This window comes from Actinosynnema sp. NPDC020468 (assembly GCF_040642015.1).
Taxonomy (GTDB): Bacteria; Actinomycetota; Actinomycetes; order Mycobacteriales; family Pseudonocardiaceae; genus Actinosynnema.
This window is the reverse complement of sequence record NZ_JBFAEO010000022.1, coordinates 80,012-96,266: the sequence shown is the minus strand read 5'-3', so window position 1 is coordinate 96,266 and position 16,255 is coordinate 80,012. Positions and strand designations below refer to the sequence as shown.

The 16,255-nt window shown below is 71.3% G+C and carries 17 protein-coding genes; 2 read left to right on the top strand and 15 right to left on the bottom strand.

The genetic code is table 11. From position 1 onward, the window contains the following. Positions 1-113 precede the first annotated feature (113 nt). The 3 genes from AB0G50_RS17765 to AB0G50_RS17755 form a co-directional block, all read right to left on the bottom strand. Positions 114-1,223, bottom strand: a complete 1,110-nt coding sequence (locus AB0G50_RS17765; RefSeq protein ID WP_360109183.1) for an XRE family transcriptional regulator — start codon at positions 1,221-1,223, stop codon at positions 114-116. Beyond that, positions 1,207-1,917, bottom strand: coding sequence for a hypothetical protein (locus AB0G50_RS17760; RefSeq protein ID WP_360109180.1), 711 nt, complete (start codon positions 1,915-1,917; stop codon positions 1,207-1,209). Before AB0G50_RS17760 ends, AB0G50_RS17765 begins: the two co-directional genes overlap by 17 nt. A gap of 168 nt (positions 1,918-2,085) precedes the next feature. Further along, positions 2,086-2,379: a hypothetical protein gene (locus AB0G50_RS17755; RefSeq protein WP_360109177.1), complete on the bottom strand. Its 294-nt coding sequence runs from the start codon at positions 2,377-2,379 to the stop codon at positions 2,086-2,088. A 52-nt stretch (positions 2,380-2,431) separates the two neighbouring features. Here AB0G50_RS17755 and AB0G50_RS17750 point away from each other — a divergent pair, with 52 nt between their 5' ends. Beyond that, positions 2,432-2,782 (top strand): hypothetical protein, encoded by a 351-nt coding sequence (locus AB0G50_RS17750; RefSeq protein ID WP_360109174.1) that lies wholly within the window; start codon positions 2,432-2,434, stop codon positions 2,780-2,782. Between the two features lie 4 nt (positions 2,783-2,786). Continuing rightward, complete coding sequence (locus AB0G50_RS17745) at positions 2,787-2,990, top strand: zinc ribbon domain-containing protein (RefSeq protein WP_360109171.1); 204 nt, start codon at positions 2,787-2,789, stop codon at positions 2,988-2,990. On the opposite strand, the gene AB0G50_RS17740 is transcribed toward AB0G50_RS17745, so the two are convergent. The 12 genes from AB0G50_RS17740 to nucS all read right to left on the bottom strand — a co-directional run bounded on the left by AB0G50_RS17740 (position 2,987) and on the right by nucS (position 16,149). Further along, the gene (locus AB0G50_RS17740) at positions 2,987-3,580 is read right to left on the bottom strand and encodes a DUF3558 family protein (protein WP_360109168.1); all 594 of its coding nucleotides are present in this window, start codon (positions 3,578-3,580) and stop codon (positions 2,987-2,989) included. The genes AB0G50_RS17745 and AB0G50_RS17740 overlap by 4 nt on opposite strands. Positions 3,581-3,617: 37 nt before the next feature. Continuing rightward, positions 3,618-5,393: a 3-hydroxybutyryl-CoA dehydrogenase gene (locus AB0G50_RS17735; protein WP_360109165.1), complete on the bottom strand. Its 1,776-nt coding sequence runs from the start codon at positions 5,391-5,393 to the stop codon at positions 3,618-3,620. A gap of 128 nt (positions 5,394-5,521) precedes the next feature. After that, on the bottom strand, positions 5,522-6,199 hold the full coding sequence (gene dhaM / locus AB0G50_RS17730) for a dihydroxyacetone kinase phosphoryl donor subunit DhaM (protein WP_360109162.1): 678 nt from the start codon (positions 6,197-6,199) through the stop codon (positions 5,522-5,524). Beyond that, complete coding sequence (dhaL, locus tag AB0G50_RS17725; RefSeq protein ID WP_360109159.1) at positions 6,196-6,822, bottom strand: dihydroxyacetone kinase subunit DhaL; 627 nt, start codon at positions 6,820-6,822, stop codon at positions 6,196-6,198. The genes dhaM and dhaL overlap by 4 nt, the downstream gene beginning before the upstream one ends. After that, on the bottom strand, positions 6,822-7,823 hold the full coding sequence (gene dhaK / locus AB0G50_RS17720; protein WP_360109156.1) for a dihydroxyacetone kinase subunit DhaK: 1,002 nt from the start codon (positions 7,821-7,823) through the stop codon (positions 6,822-6,824). The genes dhaL and dhaK overlap by 1 nt, the downstream gene beginning before the upstream one ends. 183 nt (positions 7,824-8,006) lie before the next feature. Then, complete coding sequence (locus AB0G50_RS17715; protein WP_360109153.1) at positions 8,007-9,512, bottom strand: aldehyde dehydrogenase family protein; 1,506 nt, start codon at positions 9,510-9,512, stop codon at positions 8,007-8,009. Between the two features lie 68 nt (positions 9,513-9,580). Beyond that, on the bottom strand, positions 9,581-10,585 hold the full coding sequence (locus tag AB0G50_RS17710) for a hypothetical protein (protein ID WP_360109150.1): 1,005 nt from the start codon (positions 10,583-10,585) through the stop codon (positions 9,581-9,583). Between the two features lie 80 nt (positions 10,586-10,665). Then, positions 10,666-10,899 (bottom strand): hypothetical protein, encoded by a 234-nt coding sequence (locus AB0G50_RS17705; RefSeq protein ID WP_360109147.1) that lies wholly within the window; start codon positions 10,897-10,899, stop codon positions 10,666-10,668. 11 nt (positions 10,900-10,910) lie between these two features. Beyond that, on the bottom strand, positions 10,911-12,596 hold the full coding sequence (locus AB0G50_RS17700; RefSeq protein WP_360109144.1) for a sodium:solute symporter family protein: 1,686 nt from the start codon (positions 12,594-12,596) through the stop codon (positions 10,911-10,913). A 184-nt stretch (positions 12,597-12,780) separates the two neighbouring features. After that, positions 12,781-13,179 (bottom strand): hypothetical protein, encoded by a 399-nt coding sequence (locus AB0G50_RS17695; protein ID WP_360109141.1) that lies wholly within the window; start codon positions 13,177-13,179, stop codon positions 12,781-12,783. A 212-nt stretch (positions 13,180-13,391) separates the two neighbouring features. Then, positions 13,392-15,344, bottom strand: coding sequence for a TIR domain-containing protein (locus tag AB0G50_RS17690; protein WP_360109139.1), 1,953 nt, complete (start codon positions 15,342-15,344; stop codon positions 13,392-13,394). 145 nt (positions 15,345-15,489) lie between these two features. Continuing rightward, entirely contained in the window at positions 15,490-16,149 is a 660-nt protein-coding gene (gene nucS / locus AB0G50_RS17685) for an endonuclease NucS (RefSeq protein WP_360109137.1), read from the bottom strand. Positions 16,150-16,255 lie beyond the last annotated feature (106 nt).

The following is a 16,255-nucleotide window of genomic DNA, read 5'->3' as shown; positions in this document are numbered from 1 at the left end:
AACCGCCGGCGAGCACCGCTGCGGGGCGGGGCGCTCCCGGGTCACCGCAGGCGTGGATCCTGCGCCCCGGACTCGGCGGTGTGCCGGTGCACACCAACCTCCCGAAAGGAGCCCTATTCCACCAACGTCAACACCGGTCGACCGGCCCGCACCCCGAGCAGCTCCCGCACCCGGGCCGGGTGCCAGGACAGCTCGGTGGCCAGTTCGGCGAGGTCCAGGCCGTGCGCGCACGCCAGTTCGTACGCCTTGGCCAGCAGGCTCGGCAGCTCGCCGGGGAAGGTGTCGACGGGTTCCGGCGCGAAGCCCGGTGTGTCGGCGAGCGCGTGCAGGCGCTGGTAGGCGCGGCCGGCGGCCGAGTCCGAGATCAGGCCGAGTTCCCGGCACCGGTACACCAGCGAGTGCACCGACACGCCCCACGTCCGGCGCAGGTCGGCGAGGTGCTTGAGGTCCACGCGCTTCGGCAGCGCGGGCAGGATGCTGTCGCGCGGCGTGAGGAACTCGGCGGCGAAGGCGTCCGCCTCGCGCTCCCGCGCCGGGTCGCCCGGCACGGCGGACTCGTGGTGCAGCACCAGGTGTCCGAGTTCGTGCGCGGCGGTGAAGCGGTGGCGGTGGACGTCGTCGGCGCGGTTGCGGGTCAGCACCACGATCGGGCGGGTCAGGCGGGTGGTGGAGAACGCGTCGACCGAGTCGGCGTCCGGGTCGCGGGGTGGGGTCAGCACGACGACGCCGTGCGCTTCCAGGCGGCGCACCAGGTGCGTCACCGGGCCGCCGCCCAGGCCCCAGTGCGCGCGCACGGTGCGGGCCGCGGCCTGCGGGTCGTCGGTGTCGACGCCCGGCAGGTCGACCGGGGGCAGGTCGACGCGCTTTTCCAGCGCGTTCACCAACTCCCAGGCCTGCTCGGTGTAGGCGATGGCCTTGGCCCGCTGGTAGGCGCGGGTGGAGCGGAGGCTGCGGAAGTGCGCGGTGGACGTGTCCAGCCTGCCGTGCGGGCGGCCGGCGACGAAGAACTCCGGCGGCACGTCCAGTTCGCGCGCCAGCAAGGGGATCAGGTCGGGGCGTGGCCTCGACGCGCCCACCTCGTACTGCCCTACCGCCGCCGCCGTCACGCCGATCGCCTCGGCGAGCGCCTTCTTCGTCACGCCCGCCAGGTGCCGGGCCTGGGTCAGCCGCGCGGGGTCGAACGCCCAGCGCACCGCGTCGGGAACCTCACCGCCGACGGGCATCGACCGGGTCGACCTTCGACTTCACCGGCACCAGCGGCAACTCGCCCTGGTCGAAGCCGGGTCCGGTGGCGCCGGCCAGGGTCAGCGGCGTGGGGGCGGAGAGCGGGAGGGCCGACGGCGTCCACCACAGCTTCCCCTCCGCGTCGCGGTGCGGGGCCAGGCCCCACCAGGCGCCCAACAACCGGTCGCTGCCGGCGTTGCAGACGAACCCGACGTACACGACCGGGGTGTCGACGTCGATCAACTCCCCGGCACCGCCGTCGCCGTCCTCCGCCGCGTCCTCGGGCTCCTCGGCCCGCTCGACGTCGAACAACGTCAACTCCGGCAGCCGGGGCTGGAACTCCTCGCCCAAGCGCCGGGGGACCTTCGTCGTCACCTTGGCCTCGCCGATCGGCACGGACAACGTGGTCGCGTGCCGGAACGGCAACAGCACCGCGCCGTCCAACCGCACCAGGTCGAAGTGCGCGCCGTGCGGGTGGAACACCTCGGCGCCGGGCAACTCCCGCAACGCCTCCACCACCAACTCGTACTTGGCGGTCCACGCGCCGCCGTAGGCGTGCTTGGTCTTGAGGTGCGCGCCTTCCTGCGCCATCAACCCCCGTTGATGGGCGTCGGTCAACGCCCGCACCAACCGCCGCCCGATCTCCTCCGCCCGCCCGCCGAACAACCCGACGGCCCATTCCGGAACGCCCACGCCGCCCCCTCGATCTTGATCGGAACCCCGAAACTACCCCACAGCGCTTTACTTTTTCGCGCAACACACCCACTCCGGCGAAGATCGGCAGACGAACGTCGCCTGGCGAAGATCAGCGGGCGGGGAGCAGCGGGCGGGGATCGCCGGGTGAGGAGCAGCGGGCGAAGATCACCAGCGGCGGGAGGTGGGGCCTCGGCGGGTTCGGGCGTTCCAGCACGACTGGTGCCAGTGCCTGCGGTCCTCGATGGAGCCGTACTCGCCCGCCGGCCACGCCACCAGGTGCGGCGTGCCGGGGCGGATCTCGTGGTCGCAGCCCGGGCAGCGGTAGGTCTTCGTGGTGCCCGCGCCCGACACCGCGCGTACCAGCCACTCGCCGTCCGACCCGGTCTCCGCTCTCGCCCAGGCGTGACCGCCGGGTGGACTCGGGTCGTCGGCGCGCTTCGGGCGATTGCGGCGTGGCACGGAACCGAGGGTAAACCGGCACCCGTTCGAGTGATCCCCTACGGTCCAGGGCGTGCGCAAGTGGCAACGGATCGTGGTTACCCTGTTACTGCTGGTCGAAGTGGCGATCACGCTGCTGCCCGTTCTCCGGGACGTGCCGCCGATCGACAGACCGACCGTCCGGATCCGCCACGGGGTGCGCCTGGCGGTGTGCACGATGCTGCTGATCACCGCCGGCTCGGTACTCGCGTCCGTGTGGCTCCGGCCGAACACCCGGATCTGGCTGGTGCCGTTCGCCGGCACGCACCTCGCCGCCGCCGGGCTCGGGTGGGCGCACGCGCTGCCGGTGGTCACCCTCGTGGCGGTGACGAGCGTCGTCCTGGTGCCCGTGCTGGTGCTGCTGCCGACCGGCCGGTCACAATGACCCCGTGCCGACCTACGAGTTCCGCTGCAAGGCCTGTGGTTCGACGTTCGACGTCAAGCGTCCCATCGCGGAGGCGTCCGACCCCGCGACCTGCCCGCACGGCCACGACGACACGGTGAAGCTGCTGTCCATGGTCGGCCTGGCCGGCAAGGCCTCCGCGCCCGCGACCGGTGGCGGCGGGTGCTGCGGTGGCGGGTGCTGCGGCTAGGACGGTTCCTTCGCCAGCAGCGCCTCGGCGACCTTCTTGCCCTGGTCGCAGATCGCGCCGTACCGCGACGTCCCGTCGATCACGATGATCCCGATGCCGCCGCCCGCGTAGTCCATGACGAGCACGCAGGACGGCTGCACCGTGGTGTCCGTGGTCCGGTCGAAGTAGGTGAGCTTGCGGCCGTTGACGTCGAACTCGCCGCTGCTCTGGTCGAGCTTGATCGTCCGACCGGCCCGGAAGCGCAGCGTCACGCCCACGTCCAGCTCGTCCACGTGGGTCTGCCACTTGCACGACTGGTCGTACTTCGGGTCGTACCCGGTCTCCGACGGCTTGGCGTTCTTGTCCGGCACGTCGTAGGGCAGGTCCTTCCACCCCACGAACCCGCAGATGTCGCCGACGTCGGAGGTCGTGGCGCTCGGGTCGACCGACGTGCTGGGGTCCTGCGAGTCGGTCGGCTCCGGCACGGCCGAGGTGAACGGCGGGTCGATGTCGAGCGCCTGCGCCGACAGCGGTGTGCCGTTCACCTTGTAGGCACAGGCGCTCGACAGCCCGAGGACAGCAACCAGGAGCGAAATCACAGCACGCCGCATGGCTCCACGATGCCAAACGCGCCGGCCGCGCGCGCCATCAGGTGTAGTCGCGGAAGCCCTTTCCCGTCTTCCGGCCCAGTCGACCGGCCGTCACGAGGTGCTCCAGCAGCGGCGCGGGCGCGAAGCCCGCCTCGCGGAACTCCAGGTACAGGGTCCGCTCGATCGCGAGCGACACGTCCAGCCCCACCACGTCCAGCAGCTCGAACGGGCCCATCGGCAGACCGCAGCCGACCTTCATCGCGTTGTCGATGTCGTCGGCCGCGGCGTAGTGCGCCTCGAGCATCTTCACCGCGTCGTTGAGGTACGGGAACAGCAGCGCGTTCACGATGAACCCGGCGCGGTCGCCGCAGTGCACCGGTTGCTTGCCGAGGTCGAGGCACACCCGGCGCGCGGTCGCCACCACGTCGGCGGAGGTCGCGATCGTCTCCACGATCTCCACCAGCTTCATGACCTGCGCCGGGTTGAAGAAGTGCAGGCCGACGACGTCACCCGGTCGGGAAGTCGCGGCGGCGCACTCGATCACCGGCAGCGACGACGTGGTGGTCGCGAGCACCGCGCCCGGCTTGCACACGCCGTCCAGCGCCTCGAACACCGCCCTCTTGACCGCGAGGTCCTCGGCGACCGCCTCCACCACGAGGTCGCAGTCCGCCAACCCCTCGAACTCCACGGCCGGCGTCACCCGGGCCAGCGCGGCATCCCGGTCCGCCTCGGACAGGCGGCCGCGCGCGACCGACTTCTCCAGCGACCGGCGCACCGTGCCGACCGCCGCGTCGGCCTTCTCCGCCGACCGCGCCCGCAGCACCACGTCGTACCCGCGCTTGGCGAACACCTCCACGATGCCGGTCGCCATCGTGCCGGTGCCGATCACGCCGACCCGCCGCACCTCGCGGGACGACTCGCCCTCGTCCGCCGCGACGGGCGTGTGCACGTCGGGGACCACGACCGGCGAGTCCGGACCGTCGTAGGTGTAGAAGCCGCGGCCGCTCTTGCGACCGAGCAGGCCCGCGGTGATCATCTGCTTGAGCAGCGGCGCCGGCGCGTGCAGCCGGTTGCGCGACTGGTGGTACATCGTGTCCAGGATCTCGAACGCGGTGTCGAGGCCGATCAGGTCGAGCAGCGCGAGCGGTCCCATCGGGTAGCCGCAGCCGAAGCGCATCGCCGCGTCGAGGTCTTCCCTTGTCGCGTAACGGGATTCGTACATCCGCACGGCGTGGTTGAGGTAGCCGAACAGCAGCGCGTTGGCGATGAACCCGGCCCGGTCGCCGATCACGACGGGCGACTTGCCGAGGCTTTCCGCGAACGCCACCACGTCGGCCACCACGTCCGGCTCGGTGACCACCGTGCGGACCACCTCGACCAGCCTCAGCACCGTGGTGGGGTTGAAGAAGTGCAGGCCGACGACCTTGCCCGGCCGCCCGGTGTGCACGCCGATCTCGGTGATCGACAGCGAGGAGGTGTTGGACGCGAACACGGTGTCCGGCCCGCAGATCCGGTCCAGCTCGGCGAACACCGCGGCCTTCAACTCGATGCGCTCGGGCACCGCCTCGATGACCAGGTCGGCGCCGGCCAGCGCGTCCAGTGACGTGGCGTAACCGATCCGGGCGAGCAGGGCGTCGCGGTCGGCCTCGGAGAGCTTGCCCTTGGCGACCGCGCGCCCGGTGGAGTGGTCCAGGTGACCGCGTCCGCGCGCCAGTCCCTCCTCGTCCACGTCCACCGCCACGACGGTGAGGCCGGTCCGGGCGAGCACTTCCGCGATGCCGGCGCCCATGGTGCCGAGACCCACGACCCCGACCGTGCTGAACTGGCGTGTCACCGGTTTACCTCCCACGCGGCGGAGTGGCTACCAGACGGTAACTTGGGCCCGACTATCCCACGGCCGTCACCGGTCGTTCGCGTGAGCTTCACCATCGGTATCGAGCAAGTGACCGGTCCAGGGCCGGTTCACTCGTCGAAGCGCCGGTGCACCAAATCCGTCACTCTCCGCAACGCCTCGGCCGCCTCGGGGCCGCTCGCCACCACGGTGATCGACCCGCCGCCCGGCGCGCCGAGCCCCATCAGCGCCAGCACGCTCCGCCCGTCCGCCGACTGCTCGCCGAACCGCACCGCGACCTGCGCGTCCACCCCGGCCAACGCCCGGGCGACGAGGGCCGCCGGCCGGGCGTGCAGCCCGACGTCGTTGGTCAGCGTCAGGTCGGCGGACACCTCGGCGGAGTCCGGCGCGGAGTCCGGCGCGATCGCTCCCGTCGTCCCGTCGTAGTCACGCGCGGTGAGCGCCGCGGCCAGCACGTGCGCCAGGTCGGCACCGCCCTGCGCCGCGACGGCCGCCGCCACCGCGCCCTCGACCAACGGCGCGTCGGCGAGGCGCACCTCGGCGTCGGCCTCCTCGGCGGCCATCTCCGCGACCATCCGGGCGCTGCCGAGGTCGTAGAGCACCACCACGCCGTCACCCGACGACGCGCGGTCGATCGCCTCGCCGACCGCCTCGTAGTCCGTGCCCAACCCGCCCGAGCCGTCACCGCCGGACGCCGCGATCACCACGTCCGGCGCCATCTGCCCGGCCAGCTCGGCGACGCCGTCGGCCAGCATCCGGCTGTGCGACACCACGACCAGCCCGATCACCGGGCGGCCGCCGCGAGCGTGGCCAGCACGAGCGCCGTCGACCGCGCGCCCGGGTCCAGGTGGCCGGCACTGCGCTCGCCCAGGTAGGACGCGCGTCCCTTGCGCGCCACCAGGGGCGTGGTGGACCGCGCGCCCTCCTCGGCGGCCTCGGCCGCGGCGCCCAGCACGGCGGCCGCGTCCCCACCCGTCGAGGCCACCGACTCGGCGGCGGCGACGGCCGGGGTGAGGGCGTCCACCATGGTCTTGTCGCCGACGACCGCCTTGCCCCGGGACACGACGCCTTCGAGCGCCGCCTGCAACGCGTTGGCCACCGCGAGCCCGTCCAGGTCGGCCGCGTCGCCGACCGACGTCGCGGCGCGCAGGAAAGCCGTGCCGTACAACGGTCCCGCCGCGCCGCCGACCGTGGAGATCAACGTCGTCGCCACGAGCTTGAGCACCGCTCCCGGCGTCGCGGGCACGGGGTCGAGCTTGGCGACGACGGCGGTGAACCCCCGGTTGAGGTTCTCGCCGTGGTCGCCGTCGCCGATCTCCCGGTCCAGCCGCACGAGTTCGTCGCGGTGCTCGGCGACCGCGGCCGCGACCGCCCGGATCCCGGCGACCACCGTGTCGGACGTGCACGCCATCAGACACCCCACCGCAGCGCGGGGGTGTGCACGGGCGCGTCCCACAGCTCCACGAGTTCGTCGTCCAGCTTGAGCAGCGTCAGGCTCATGCCCTGCATCTCCAGGCTCGTGATGTACGGACCGACCAGGCGGCGTTCCACGGTGATGCCGCGCTCGGCGAGGAGTCGTTCGGCGATGCCGTGCGCGAGGTACAGCTCGATCAGCGGCGTGCCGCCCATGCCGTTGGTGAACAGCAGCACCCGGTCGCCCTCGGTGAACGGGAGGTCCTCGAGGATCGGGTCCAGGAGCGCGGGCACGAGTTGCTCGGCCGTCCCCACCTTCACCCGCTGCCTGCCGGGCTCGCCGTGGATGCCGATGCCCAGCTCCATCTCGTCGTCGCCGAGGGTGAAGCTCGGTTCGCCGGCGTGCGGGACGGTGCACGGCGCGAGCGCCAACCCCATCGACCTGACCTGCCCTACCACCTTGCGCGCCAACGCCTCGCACCCGTCGAGGTCGACCCCGCGCTCGGCCGCCGCGCCGACGATCTTCTCCAGCAGCACGGTGCCGCCGACCCCGCGCCGGCCGGCGGTGTACAGCGAGTCCTTGACGGCCACGTCGTCGTCGATCACGACGGACCGCACGTCGATCCCCTCGGCCGCGGCCAACTCCGCCGCCGTCTCGAAGTTGAGCACGTCGCCGGTGTAGTTCTTGATGATCAGCAGCGCCCCGACCCCGCCGTTGGTCCGCACCACGGCCGCCGCCACCTGATCGGGCGTCGGCGAGGTGAACACGGCGCCCGGGCAGGCGGCGTCGAGCATCCCCCGCCCGACGAACCCCCCGTGCAACGGCTCGTGCCCGGACCCGCCACCCGAGATGAGCGCGACCTTCCGCGCCACCGGCGCGTCGGCCCGCACGATCACGGCGGGCTCGTACTGGACGTCCAGCAGGTCCGCGTGCGCCACCGCCATCCCCCGCAACGCGTCCGCCACCACCGTCGCCGGATCATTGATGATCTTCTTCAAGGGAGACACCTCCGAGTGACCGCAGTGACGCCTCCTTCCTACTCCGCCCCATTCCCTTCCGCGAGGCGCGCAGCACTCGTAGAATCGTTCAACAATTCCACATGGGAAAAGTAGGACGACCTACGGCTGCAGGAAGAACCGCGTGGTGGGATTGTTGAACGATCCCACGAGTCAACGTCGAGGTCAGCGGCCGTAGAGGAGGCGGACCAGGCGGATGATGTGCTTCATCGTGCGGGAACCGCGGTCGTAGGTCATGGGGTCCAGGAGGGCTCCGAAGCGCTTCCTGGTCACCGCGTGGGCGTAGGTGAACTCGCGGAGGCCGTCCTCGCCGTGGATCCGACCGAAGCCCGAGTCGCCCACGCCGCCGAAGGGCAGGCCCGGGACCGAGGCGTAGGCCAGGACCGCGTTGACCGAGACCATCCCGCAGCGGAGGCGGGCGGCCAGTTCCTCGCCGCGGTTGCGGGAGAAGACCGTGGCGCCCAGGCCGTAGCGCAGCGAGTTCGCCAGGCGCACCGCCTCGTCCGCGTCCGCCACCTTCCGGATCACCAGCGTCGGCCCGAAGGTCTCCTCGGTCACCGCCGTCGACTCGTCCGGCACGTCCACCAGCACGATCGGCTCCACGTACGGCGGCCGCACCGACTCCAGCCCGCCGACCACCGCCCGACCACCCCGGTCCAGCGCGTCCGCCACGTGCGAGGCGATCACGTCGACCTGCCGGGGCATGGTGATCGGCCCGAAGTCGGCGTCCGGCTCACCACCGGGGCGCAGCTTCGACGCCCGCTCCGTCACCAGCCGCACGAACTCGTCGTACACCGCCGCCGCCACGTACACCCGCTCGACGCCCGCGCACGTCTGGCCGGCGTTGAAGATCCCGCCCCACACCGCCGACTCGGCCGCCGACCGCACGTCCGCGTCCTCCGCGACGATCAACGGGTCCTTGCCGCCGCACTCCACCAGCACCGGCGTCAACGACCCGGCGCACGCCGCCATGACCTTCTTGCCCGTCACCGTCGACCCGGTGAACGCCACCTTGTCCACCCCGGACGAGCACACCGCGGCACCGGTCTCGCCGAACCCGGTCACCACCGTGAACACCGGGAACTCCGGCACGACCTCGCCGAACGCGGCCGACAGGAACTCGCCGACACCCGGCGTGTACTCGCTCGGCTTGAACACCACGGCGTTCCCCGCCGCGAGCGCGTACGCGATCGACCCCATCGGGGTGAACGCCGGGTAGTTCCACGGCCCGATCACCCCGACCACACCGAGGGGTCGGTATTCCAGTGACGCCGCGTGGTTGTACATCAGCAGCCCGGACGACACCTTGCGCTTGCCCAACACCTTCGACGCCGACTTCGCCGCCCAGTGCAGGTGGTCGATCACCAGCGCGACCTCGGTCCGCGCGTCGTCGGCGGACTTGCCGGTCTCGGCGCTGATCAACGCCTGGAACTCGTCCAACCGCTTCACCAGCAGCCGTCGCCACGCGTCCAACCGCGCCTTCCGACCGTCGAAACCCAGGTCGGACCAGAACGCGGCCGCGGAACGGGCGACGCGCACCGCCTCGTGCACGTCGGCCTCGGTGTGCACGACGTGGTGGCCGACGACTTCACCGGTGCGCGGGTCGAGCGAGGCGAACCGCGCCTGCCCGTCGTCCACCCGCGGGGGCTGCGCCGGAGCGGTCTGCGTCATCGGGCCCTCCAAGGTGCGCGGGTGTTACTCAACAGTAACGGGTAACTGCCAGTGGCGACAGTCCCCGTTCACCCCTTGGGGATCTTCGCCACCAACACCTTGGAGAACGCCACCGCCCTGGCGCAACGGTCGAACTCCGACTTCTTCGGGCCCGCCGACTTCACCTCCACGATCTCGGCGTCGTCGTCGGCCAGCCGCCGCTGCACCCAGCGCACCGAGCACGACGGGTAGGCGCCCGGGTTGTCGAGCTGGTAGGCCTTCGTCCCGCCGAGGTCGACGTCGGTCTGCTTGTCGTCGAACTTGTCGTTCTTCGGCACGAACGTCTGCCGCAGGTCGACGGTCATCTCCTCGCCGTCGCCCACCCACGAGCAGTTGTGCAGCCCGTACGGGTACACCCGGGCCGACGCGCCCGCCGCCGCGCTCACCGCCGCGGAGTCCGGCAGGGTGCACGGGTCGAGCGTCACGAGCGAACCCTTGGCCGGGGTGAACGCGCCCGTGCGCGCCTTGACCGCCTTCACCACGGACTCGGCGACGGTGCGGCCGGGCGCGCACGCGTCACCCTCCTTGTAGCCGATCTGCACGGTGATCCCGAGCGGCGGCTTCTCCTGCGTGATGACGGACACGAAGCAGGCGCTGCCCTCGAGCGTCTGCTCGTAGGACTTCAACCCGGCGAGCTGCTTGTCCGCGTTCCTGACCTCGGAGGTGAGCGTCTGACCCACCTCGACGGTGATCGCGAGGTCCTTGCCGTTCTTGTCCTTCATGAAGTTGGAGCACCGGCTGAACCCGCCGCCGTCCTCGTTGGCGGGTTTGCCGAGCTTGGCCAGCACGTCGTGGTCGAACAGCTTGCACGGGTCGATCAGCCGCAGCTTCTCCACCGCGAACGCCGGGTCGACGGCCTCTCCGGAGGGCACGTCGGTCGGCGTCGGGCCGGAGGACCGCGTCACGTTCTCCGCGTTGGCGGGGATGGTGCTGCGGGCCTGGGGCGGCTGCTTCTTCAGGTCCGCGCCGGCACACCCGGCCGGCACGAGGACGGCGCACAGGGCCAGCACGAGGGCGGGAACGCGACGGGGCACGGGTGCACGGTAGCGACCGGTTCGCCCGTTCGTGGTCACAACCCTGCTTTCACCACCGCGAACAGCTCTCGACGGACCTCTCAGGAGTCACCGTCCGGCACCACCACGGGCCGCGCGAAGTTCCACACCGCGAACAGCACGGCGAGCACGACCATGCCCACGCCCGACCACAGGTTGATGTTGAGCCCGTCCGCCTTCGCCAGGTCGTCGGACGAGGTGAACCCGAGCCCGACGACGGTCAGCACGATCCCGTACACACCGAACAGCAACGCGATCACCAGTCGCAGATCGAACAGGCCTGCCTTGCGCGCCACGACGACCTCCCTCAGCCGAAGACGATGTTGAGCACGACGGTCAGGGCGATCACGAGGCCGCCCAGCAGCGCCGGCGAGCGGTACCAGCCGGCGTTCTCGCCGGTGGACTCGTGCGCCCGGTCCGCCTTCGGGGTCAGCCCGTAGACCAGACCGGTGAGCTGGGACGCGGGCACCGGCCGGGTGACCGAGGTGACCGCGACGCTCACCACGATGTCCACCACGAACGCCGCGCCGGCGCCGATGAAGCTCGCGCCCTGGCCGGGCAGGTCGAGCACGCCGGTCTCGGCGAGCACGAACACCGCCACCGCCGCGAGCGTGCCCGCGACCAGGCCGGACCAGCCGGCCGCCGCCGACATCCGCTTCCAGAACATGCCGAGGATGAACGTCGCGAACAGCGGCGCGTTGAAGAACGAGAACAGCGCCTGGATGTAGTCCATGATGTTGCCGTAGCCGGCCGCCAGGAACGCGGTGCCGACCGCGATCACGATGCCGCCGACCGTCGCGTACCGGCCGACCTTGAGGTAGTACCCGTCCGGCCGGTCCTTGCGGACGTAGGACTGCCACAGGTCGTAGGTGAACACGGTGTTGAACGACGACACGTTCGCCGCCACGCCCGCCATGAACGAGGCCAGCAACCCGGTGATCGCCACGCCGAGCATGCCGTTGGGCAGCAGTTCGCCGATCAGCGCCGGCAGCGCGTTGTTGTAGACGATGCCGGACGACCCGTCGCCCGCCTTCAGCGCGGCCAGCTCGGGCACCACGATCGCCGCGATGATGCCGGGGATGATGATCACGAACGGGATGAACGCCTTCGGGAACGCGCCGATGATCGGCGTGCGCTTGGCGGCGGACATCGACTTGGCCGACAGCGCGCGCTGCACCTCGGCGAAGTTCGTCGTCCAGTACCCGAACGAGAGCACGAAGCCCAGCCCCAGCACGATCCCGATCACGCTCAGCACCGGGTTGGCGATGCCGGTCAGCTCGGTCGCGGGCCACGCGGACAGCTGCTCGGCGCCACCGGGCCCGGCGGTCACCTTGTCGACCAACCCCTGCCAGCCGCCCACCTTGTGCAGGCCGACGACGGTCAGCGGCGTCAGCGCGGCGATGATCACGAAGAACTGGAGCACCTCGTTGTAGATCGCCGCCGACAGGCCGCCGAGGGTGGTGTAGGCCAGCACGATCACCGCCGCGATCACCACGGACAGCGGGATCGGCCAGCCGAGCATCAGGTTCAGCAGGAACGCCAGCGCGTACAGGTTCACGCCCGCGATCAGCACCTGCGCCACCGCGAAGCTGATCGCGTTGACCAGGTGCGCGCCGGTGCCGAACCGGCGGCGGAGGAACTCGGGGACGCTGCGCACCTTGGAGCCGTAGTAGAACGGCATCATCACCAGGCCGAGGAACACCATGGCCGGGATCGCGCCGATCCAGTAGTAGTGCACGGTCGCCATGCCGTACTGCGCGCCGTTGGCCGCCATGCCGAGCAGCTCGATCGCGCCGAGGTTGGCCGAGATGAACGCCAACCCGGTGACCCACGCGGGCAGCGAGCGGCCGGACAGCAGGAAGTCCAGCGACGACGACACCGACCGCCTGGCCAGGAAGCCGATGCCGAGCACGAAGACGAAGTAGACCGCCAGCAACGCGTAGTCCAGCGGTCCGGCGTCCAACCGGAGATCCGCCTCGGCCAGCACGGGCACCGTCGCCCACCTCCCGGTTCGAACAGACCCGAACGCTACTGAGCAGTAGCGCACAGCGCGTGTCGCGACCGTAGTGCAGGCCGGTCGACCTCGCCGATCTGAACTACCCGGGCCTAAACCCCCGGTGGGAACGGCGGATCCGCGCACGGCGAAGAGGGCCGTGCGCGGATCCGCGGGGGGTGGCTTACCTCGTGAGCACGAACGGCGCCTCGGCGTACTGCGGGCCGGACGTGCCCCGGATGAAGTACTGCGTGCCGGGCGCCGAGTCGCCGTACGACGCGGGCACGGTGACCGAGACGGCGGTGAAGGCACCGGCCAGGTCGGCGGAGGCCTCACCGACCTTCTGGCCGTTGAACGTGATCACGACCGGCCGACCGGGCGGGAAGCCGTCACCGCTGATGTCGACCGGGAAACCGGCCTTGCCGGCCATGGGTTGCGCGGCCAGGTGCGCGGGCGCGGGTGTCGTGGAGGTCGTGTCCACCTTCCGCACCGGTACGGGTGTGGCGATCGGCACCGGACCGCTCTCCACCGAGCACCCGCCCAACACCAGCACGAACACAGCGGGCAACCAGGGTCTTCGCACAACGCCTCCCCACCGGGACACCGGGCAGACAGCGTATATCGCGGACCATCCTCCGCCATGCACCCGAACGGCCCAGCGCATCGGGTGATCTTGGCACCACCGAACGGGTGAACCGGTGTCACGTCCGCCCGCCGCCGACGACTGTCTGGTCAGGGGGCCACTGGGAAATCCGGTCCGACCTCGTGCGGGTGCGGGGTCGGACCGGACCCGGCTCACGACCGGAGGCTGTGGATCAGCCGCTCGACCGCGCCGGGCCTGCGGTAGTGGGTGCGCTGGAACGTGCCGATCAGCCCGCGCAGGTGGCCGTCCTCGTCGAACCCCTCGTCCAGCACGACCACCTGGATCGCCCGCGGCTGCGACTGCTTCGCCTGCGACGGCGCGAACACGTCCCGCTCCCAGTCCGCGCGGCGCGAGCTGAAGAAGTTGTCGCTCACGCACAGCAGCACCCGCCTGCTGTCGTGCAGACCCTGCTGCGCCACGTCGCGGGTGCGGTCGCCCTCCCACCTGTCGTGCTCGTCGTACCAGCACCGCACCCCCGCCGCCTCCAACTCCTCGCGCAGCCGCAGCACGACCGGCCGGTCCAGGCTGGAGTGGTAGAGGAACACGTCGTAGGCGCGCTCGTCGCGCGGGTGCCGCAGGGCGTGCGGCAACTCCCGCAGCAGCGCCTCGTGCTGGCGCGGGCTGAGCTTCTCCACGCCGCGCGGACCGATCCGCAGCGCCTGCACCTTGCGGTCGAGCGCGTGGTAGGTCGCGGGTTCCAGGCTCAGGTCGGGCAGGTCGACCCACAGCAGCGGGAACCCGGTGCCCTTGAGCTCGGCACGGCCCTCGTCGTCCCGCAGCGAACCCGTCACCAGGATGCACACGCCCTTGTGCGGGCTGTCGTACGGCGGCGGCACGTGGTCCAGGGTCAGCGGCGAGATGCCGTCCAGCGGCACGAGGTCGCAGTGCCGGCGCAACGGCTCGAGCGGGTCGTCCTCGTAGTCCGGGCCCTCGCCGAGCGGACCGCCGCTGTCCCGGCCGAGCAGGTACGGCGCGTTGTCGCTGACGTGCTCCAGGGTTTTGGCGTAGATCGACTCCAGGAACAGCCCGGCGGCGGACCGGCCGGCGTCGTCGCCCAGCACCTTGGCCCGCACGTCCTCGTTGGTGAACGACAGCACCGCGACGTCGGTCAGCGCCACCAGGTCCGCGGTGCGGTTGCGGCCGAGCGCGTAGGCCAGGTCGCCGACGATCTCGCCGGGACCGTTCACGTAGTCGGGCTCGCTGCGGTACCCGCTGTTCTCCGAGTTGTAGACGCCGACCCGGCCGCGCAGGATCACGAACAGCGCGTCGCCGGGCTCGTCGAACCGGCAGAGGTACTCGCCCTCCTTGCGCTCGACCAGTTGCGCGAGCCGCAGCATCGCCCGCAGGTCGTCCGGGTAGAGCCGGTTGAGCACCTCGTTCGCCTTGGTGCTGTTGGTGTTCGTGTCGTGGTACCAGAGGTTGCCCGCCGCGGCGGTGAGCCTGCCGATCACCGCCTTGTCGCCGGAGTCGACCTGCCAGACCCGCTTGGCGAGGTAGAGCACCTCCCAGTTGTCCCGCTTGCGGTCACCGAGCCGGCGCCGGTCGTCGAGCATGTCGACGGGCCAGTCGGGCGGACCGCCGTCGGTCGTCATCGGGTACAGCCACAGCGTCGTCGTCACCCGGCTCGGCGCGGGTCTGGCCTCGCCGAACCGCACCTCCGGCGGCGTGCCGGCCTCCTCGACGTGCCGGCGGAAGTCCTCGGACGCCACCACGCGGCCGGCGGTGATCTGCCCCAGCAGCCACCCCGCGTAGTTGATCCCGCCGCCGATGAGCTGGACCCGGCCGTCCGCGCCGACGATCTCGGACACCTCGCCGACGTGGCACGCGATGCGCAGCGGCACGCCGCGCGCCTTCGTCCAGTGCACCAGGACGTCCACCAGCGACAGGGCGTCGGAGTGCCAGTCGGCGTGCCGGAACGCGACGTGCCCGCCGTCGCCGCCGGAGGACCACACGACGTCGCCGGGCGCGCACAGGTCGAGGGTGGCGCCGACGATCTCGTTGATCTCGCTGATCCGCTGGTGCTGCACGGGCCCGTCCGCCGTGGAGTGCCCGCTGATGTCGCACGACACGATCGCGACCTGGAAGTAGTCCGTGTGCGCCAACACGACCCCCGCTCCCGAATTCCGCAAAAATACGGAAACGCTGTTACCGCAGTGGGATCACTCTAGCGGCGGGCCCACCCGGAATCCCGGACATCGGCGCCGTTCAGCCAAACGACGTGCGCCGGTCGCACGGGCTCGCGCCTCGGGGTCAGAACAGCCGGAACTCGTCGGACTCGATGCCGCGCAGCGCGTCGTAGTCCAGCACCACGCAGCGGATCCCGCGGTCCTCGGCCAGGGTTCGCGCCTGGGGTTTGATCTGCTGGGCCGCGAACACGCCCTTCACCGGTGCCAGCAGGGGGTCGCGGTTGAGGAGTTCCAGGTAGCGGGTCAGCTGTTCGACGCCGTCGATCTCGCCGCGGCGCTTGATCTCCACGGCCACCGACACGCCGCCCTCGTCGCGGCACATCAGGTCGACCGGGCCGATCGCGGTCGGGAACTCGCGGCGGACCAGGGTCCAGCCCTCGCCCAGGGTGTGCACGTGCTCGGCGAGCAGCTTCTGGAGGTCCGCCTCGACGCCGTCCTTGACCAGGCCCGGCTCGGGGCCCAGTTCGTGCTTCGAGTCGTGCAGCACCTCGTCGAGGCTGATGATCAGCTTCTCGCCCGCCTTGTTCTGCACCACCCACAGGTCCGGCTCCTCGATGAGCCAGCACGGCGGGCTCATCCAGTTCAGCGGCTTGTACGCGCGGTCGTCGGAGTGGATGGACACCGAACCGTCCGCCTTGATCAGCAGCAGTCGCTGGGCCATGGGCAGGTGGGCGGTCAGCCGGCCGACGTAGTCGACCTGGCAGCGGGCGATGACGAGGCGCACGGCCGACAGGCTACGGGGTGCGAGCGGCGCGCGACGGGCAGGTACCGTCGGCCGTGGCGGCACCGGCGCGCCGCGGCCCCGGTGGTGTACTTCCGGTGGCGGACCG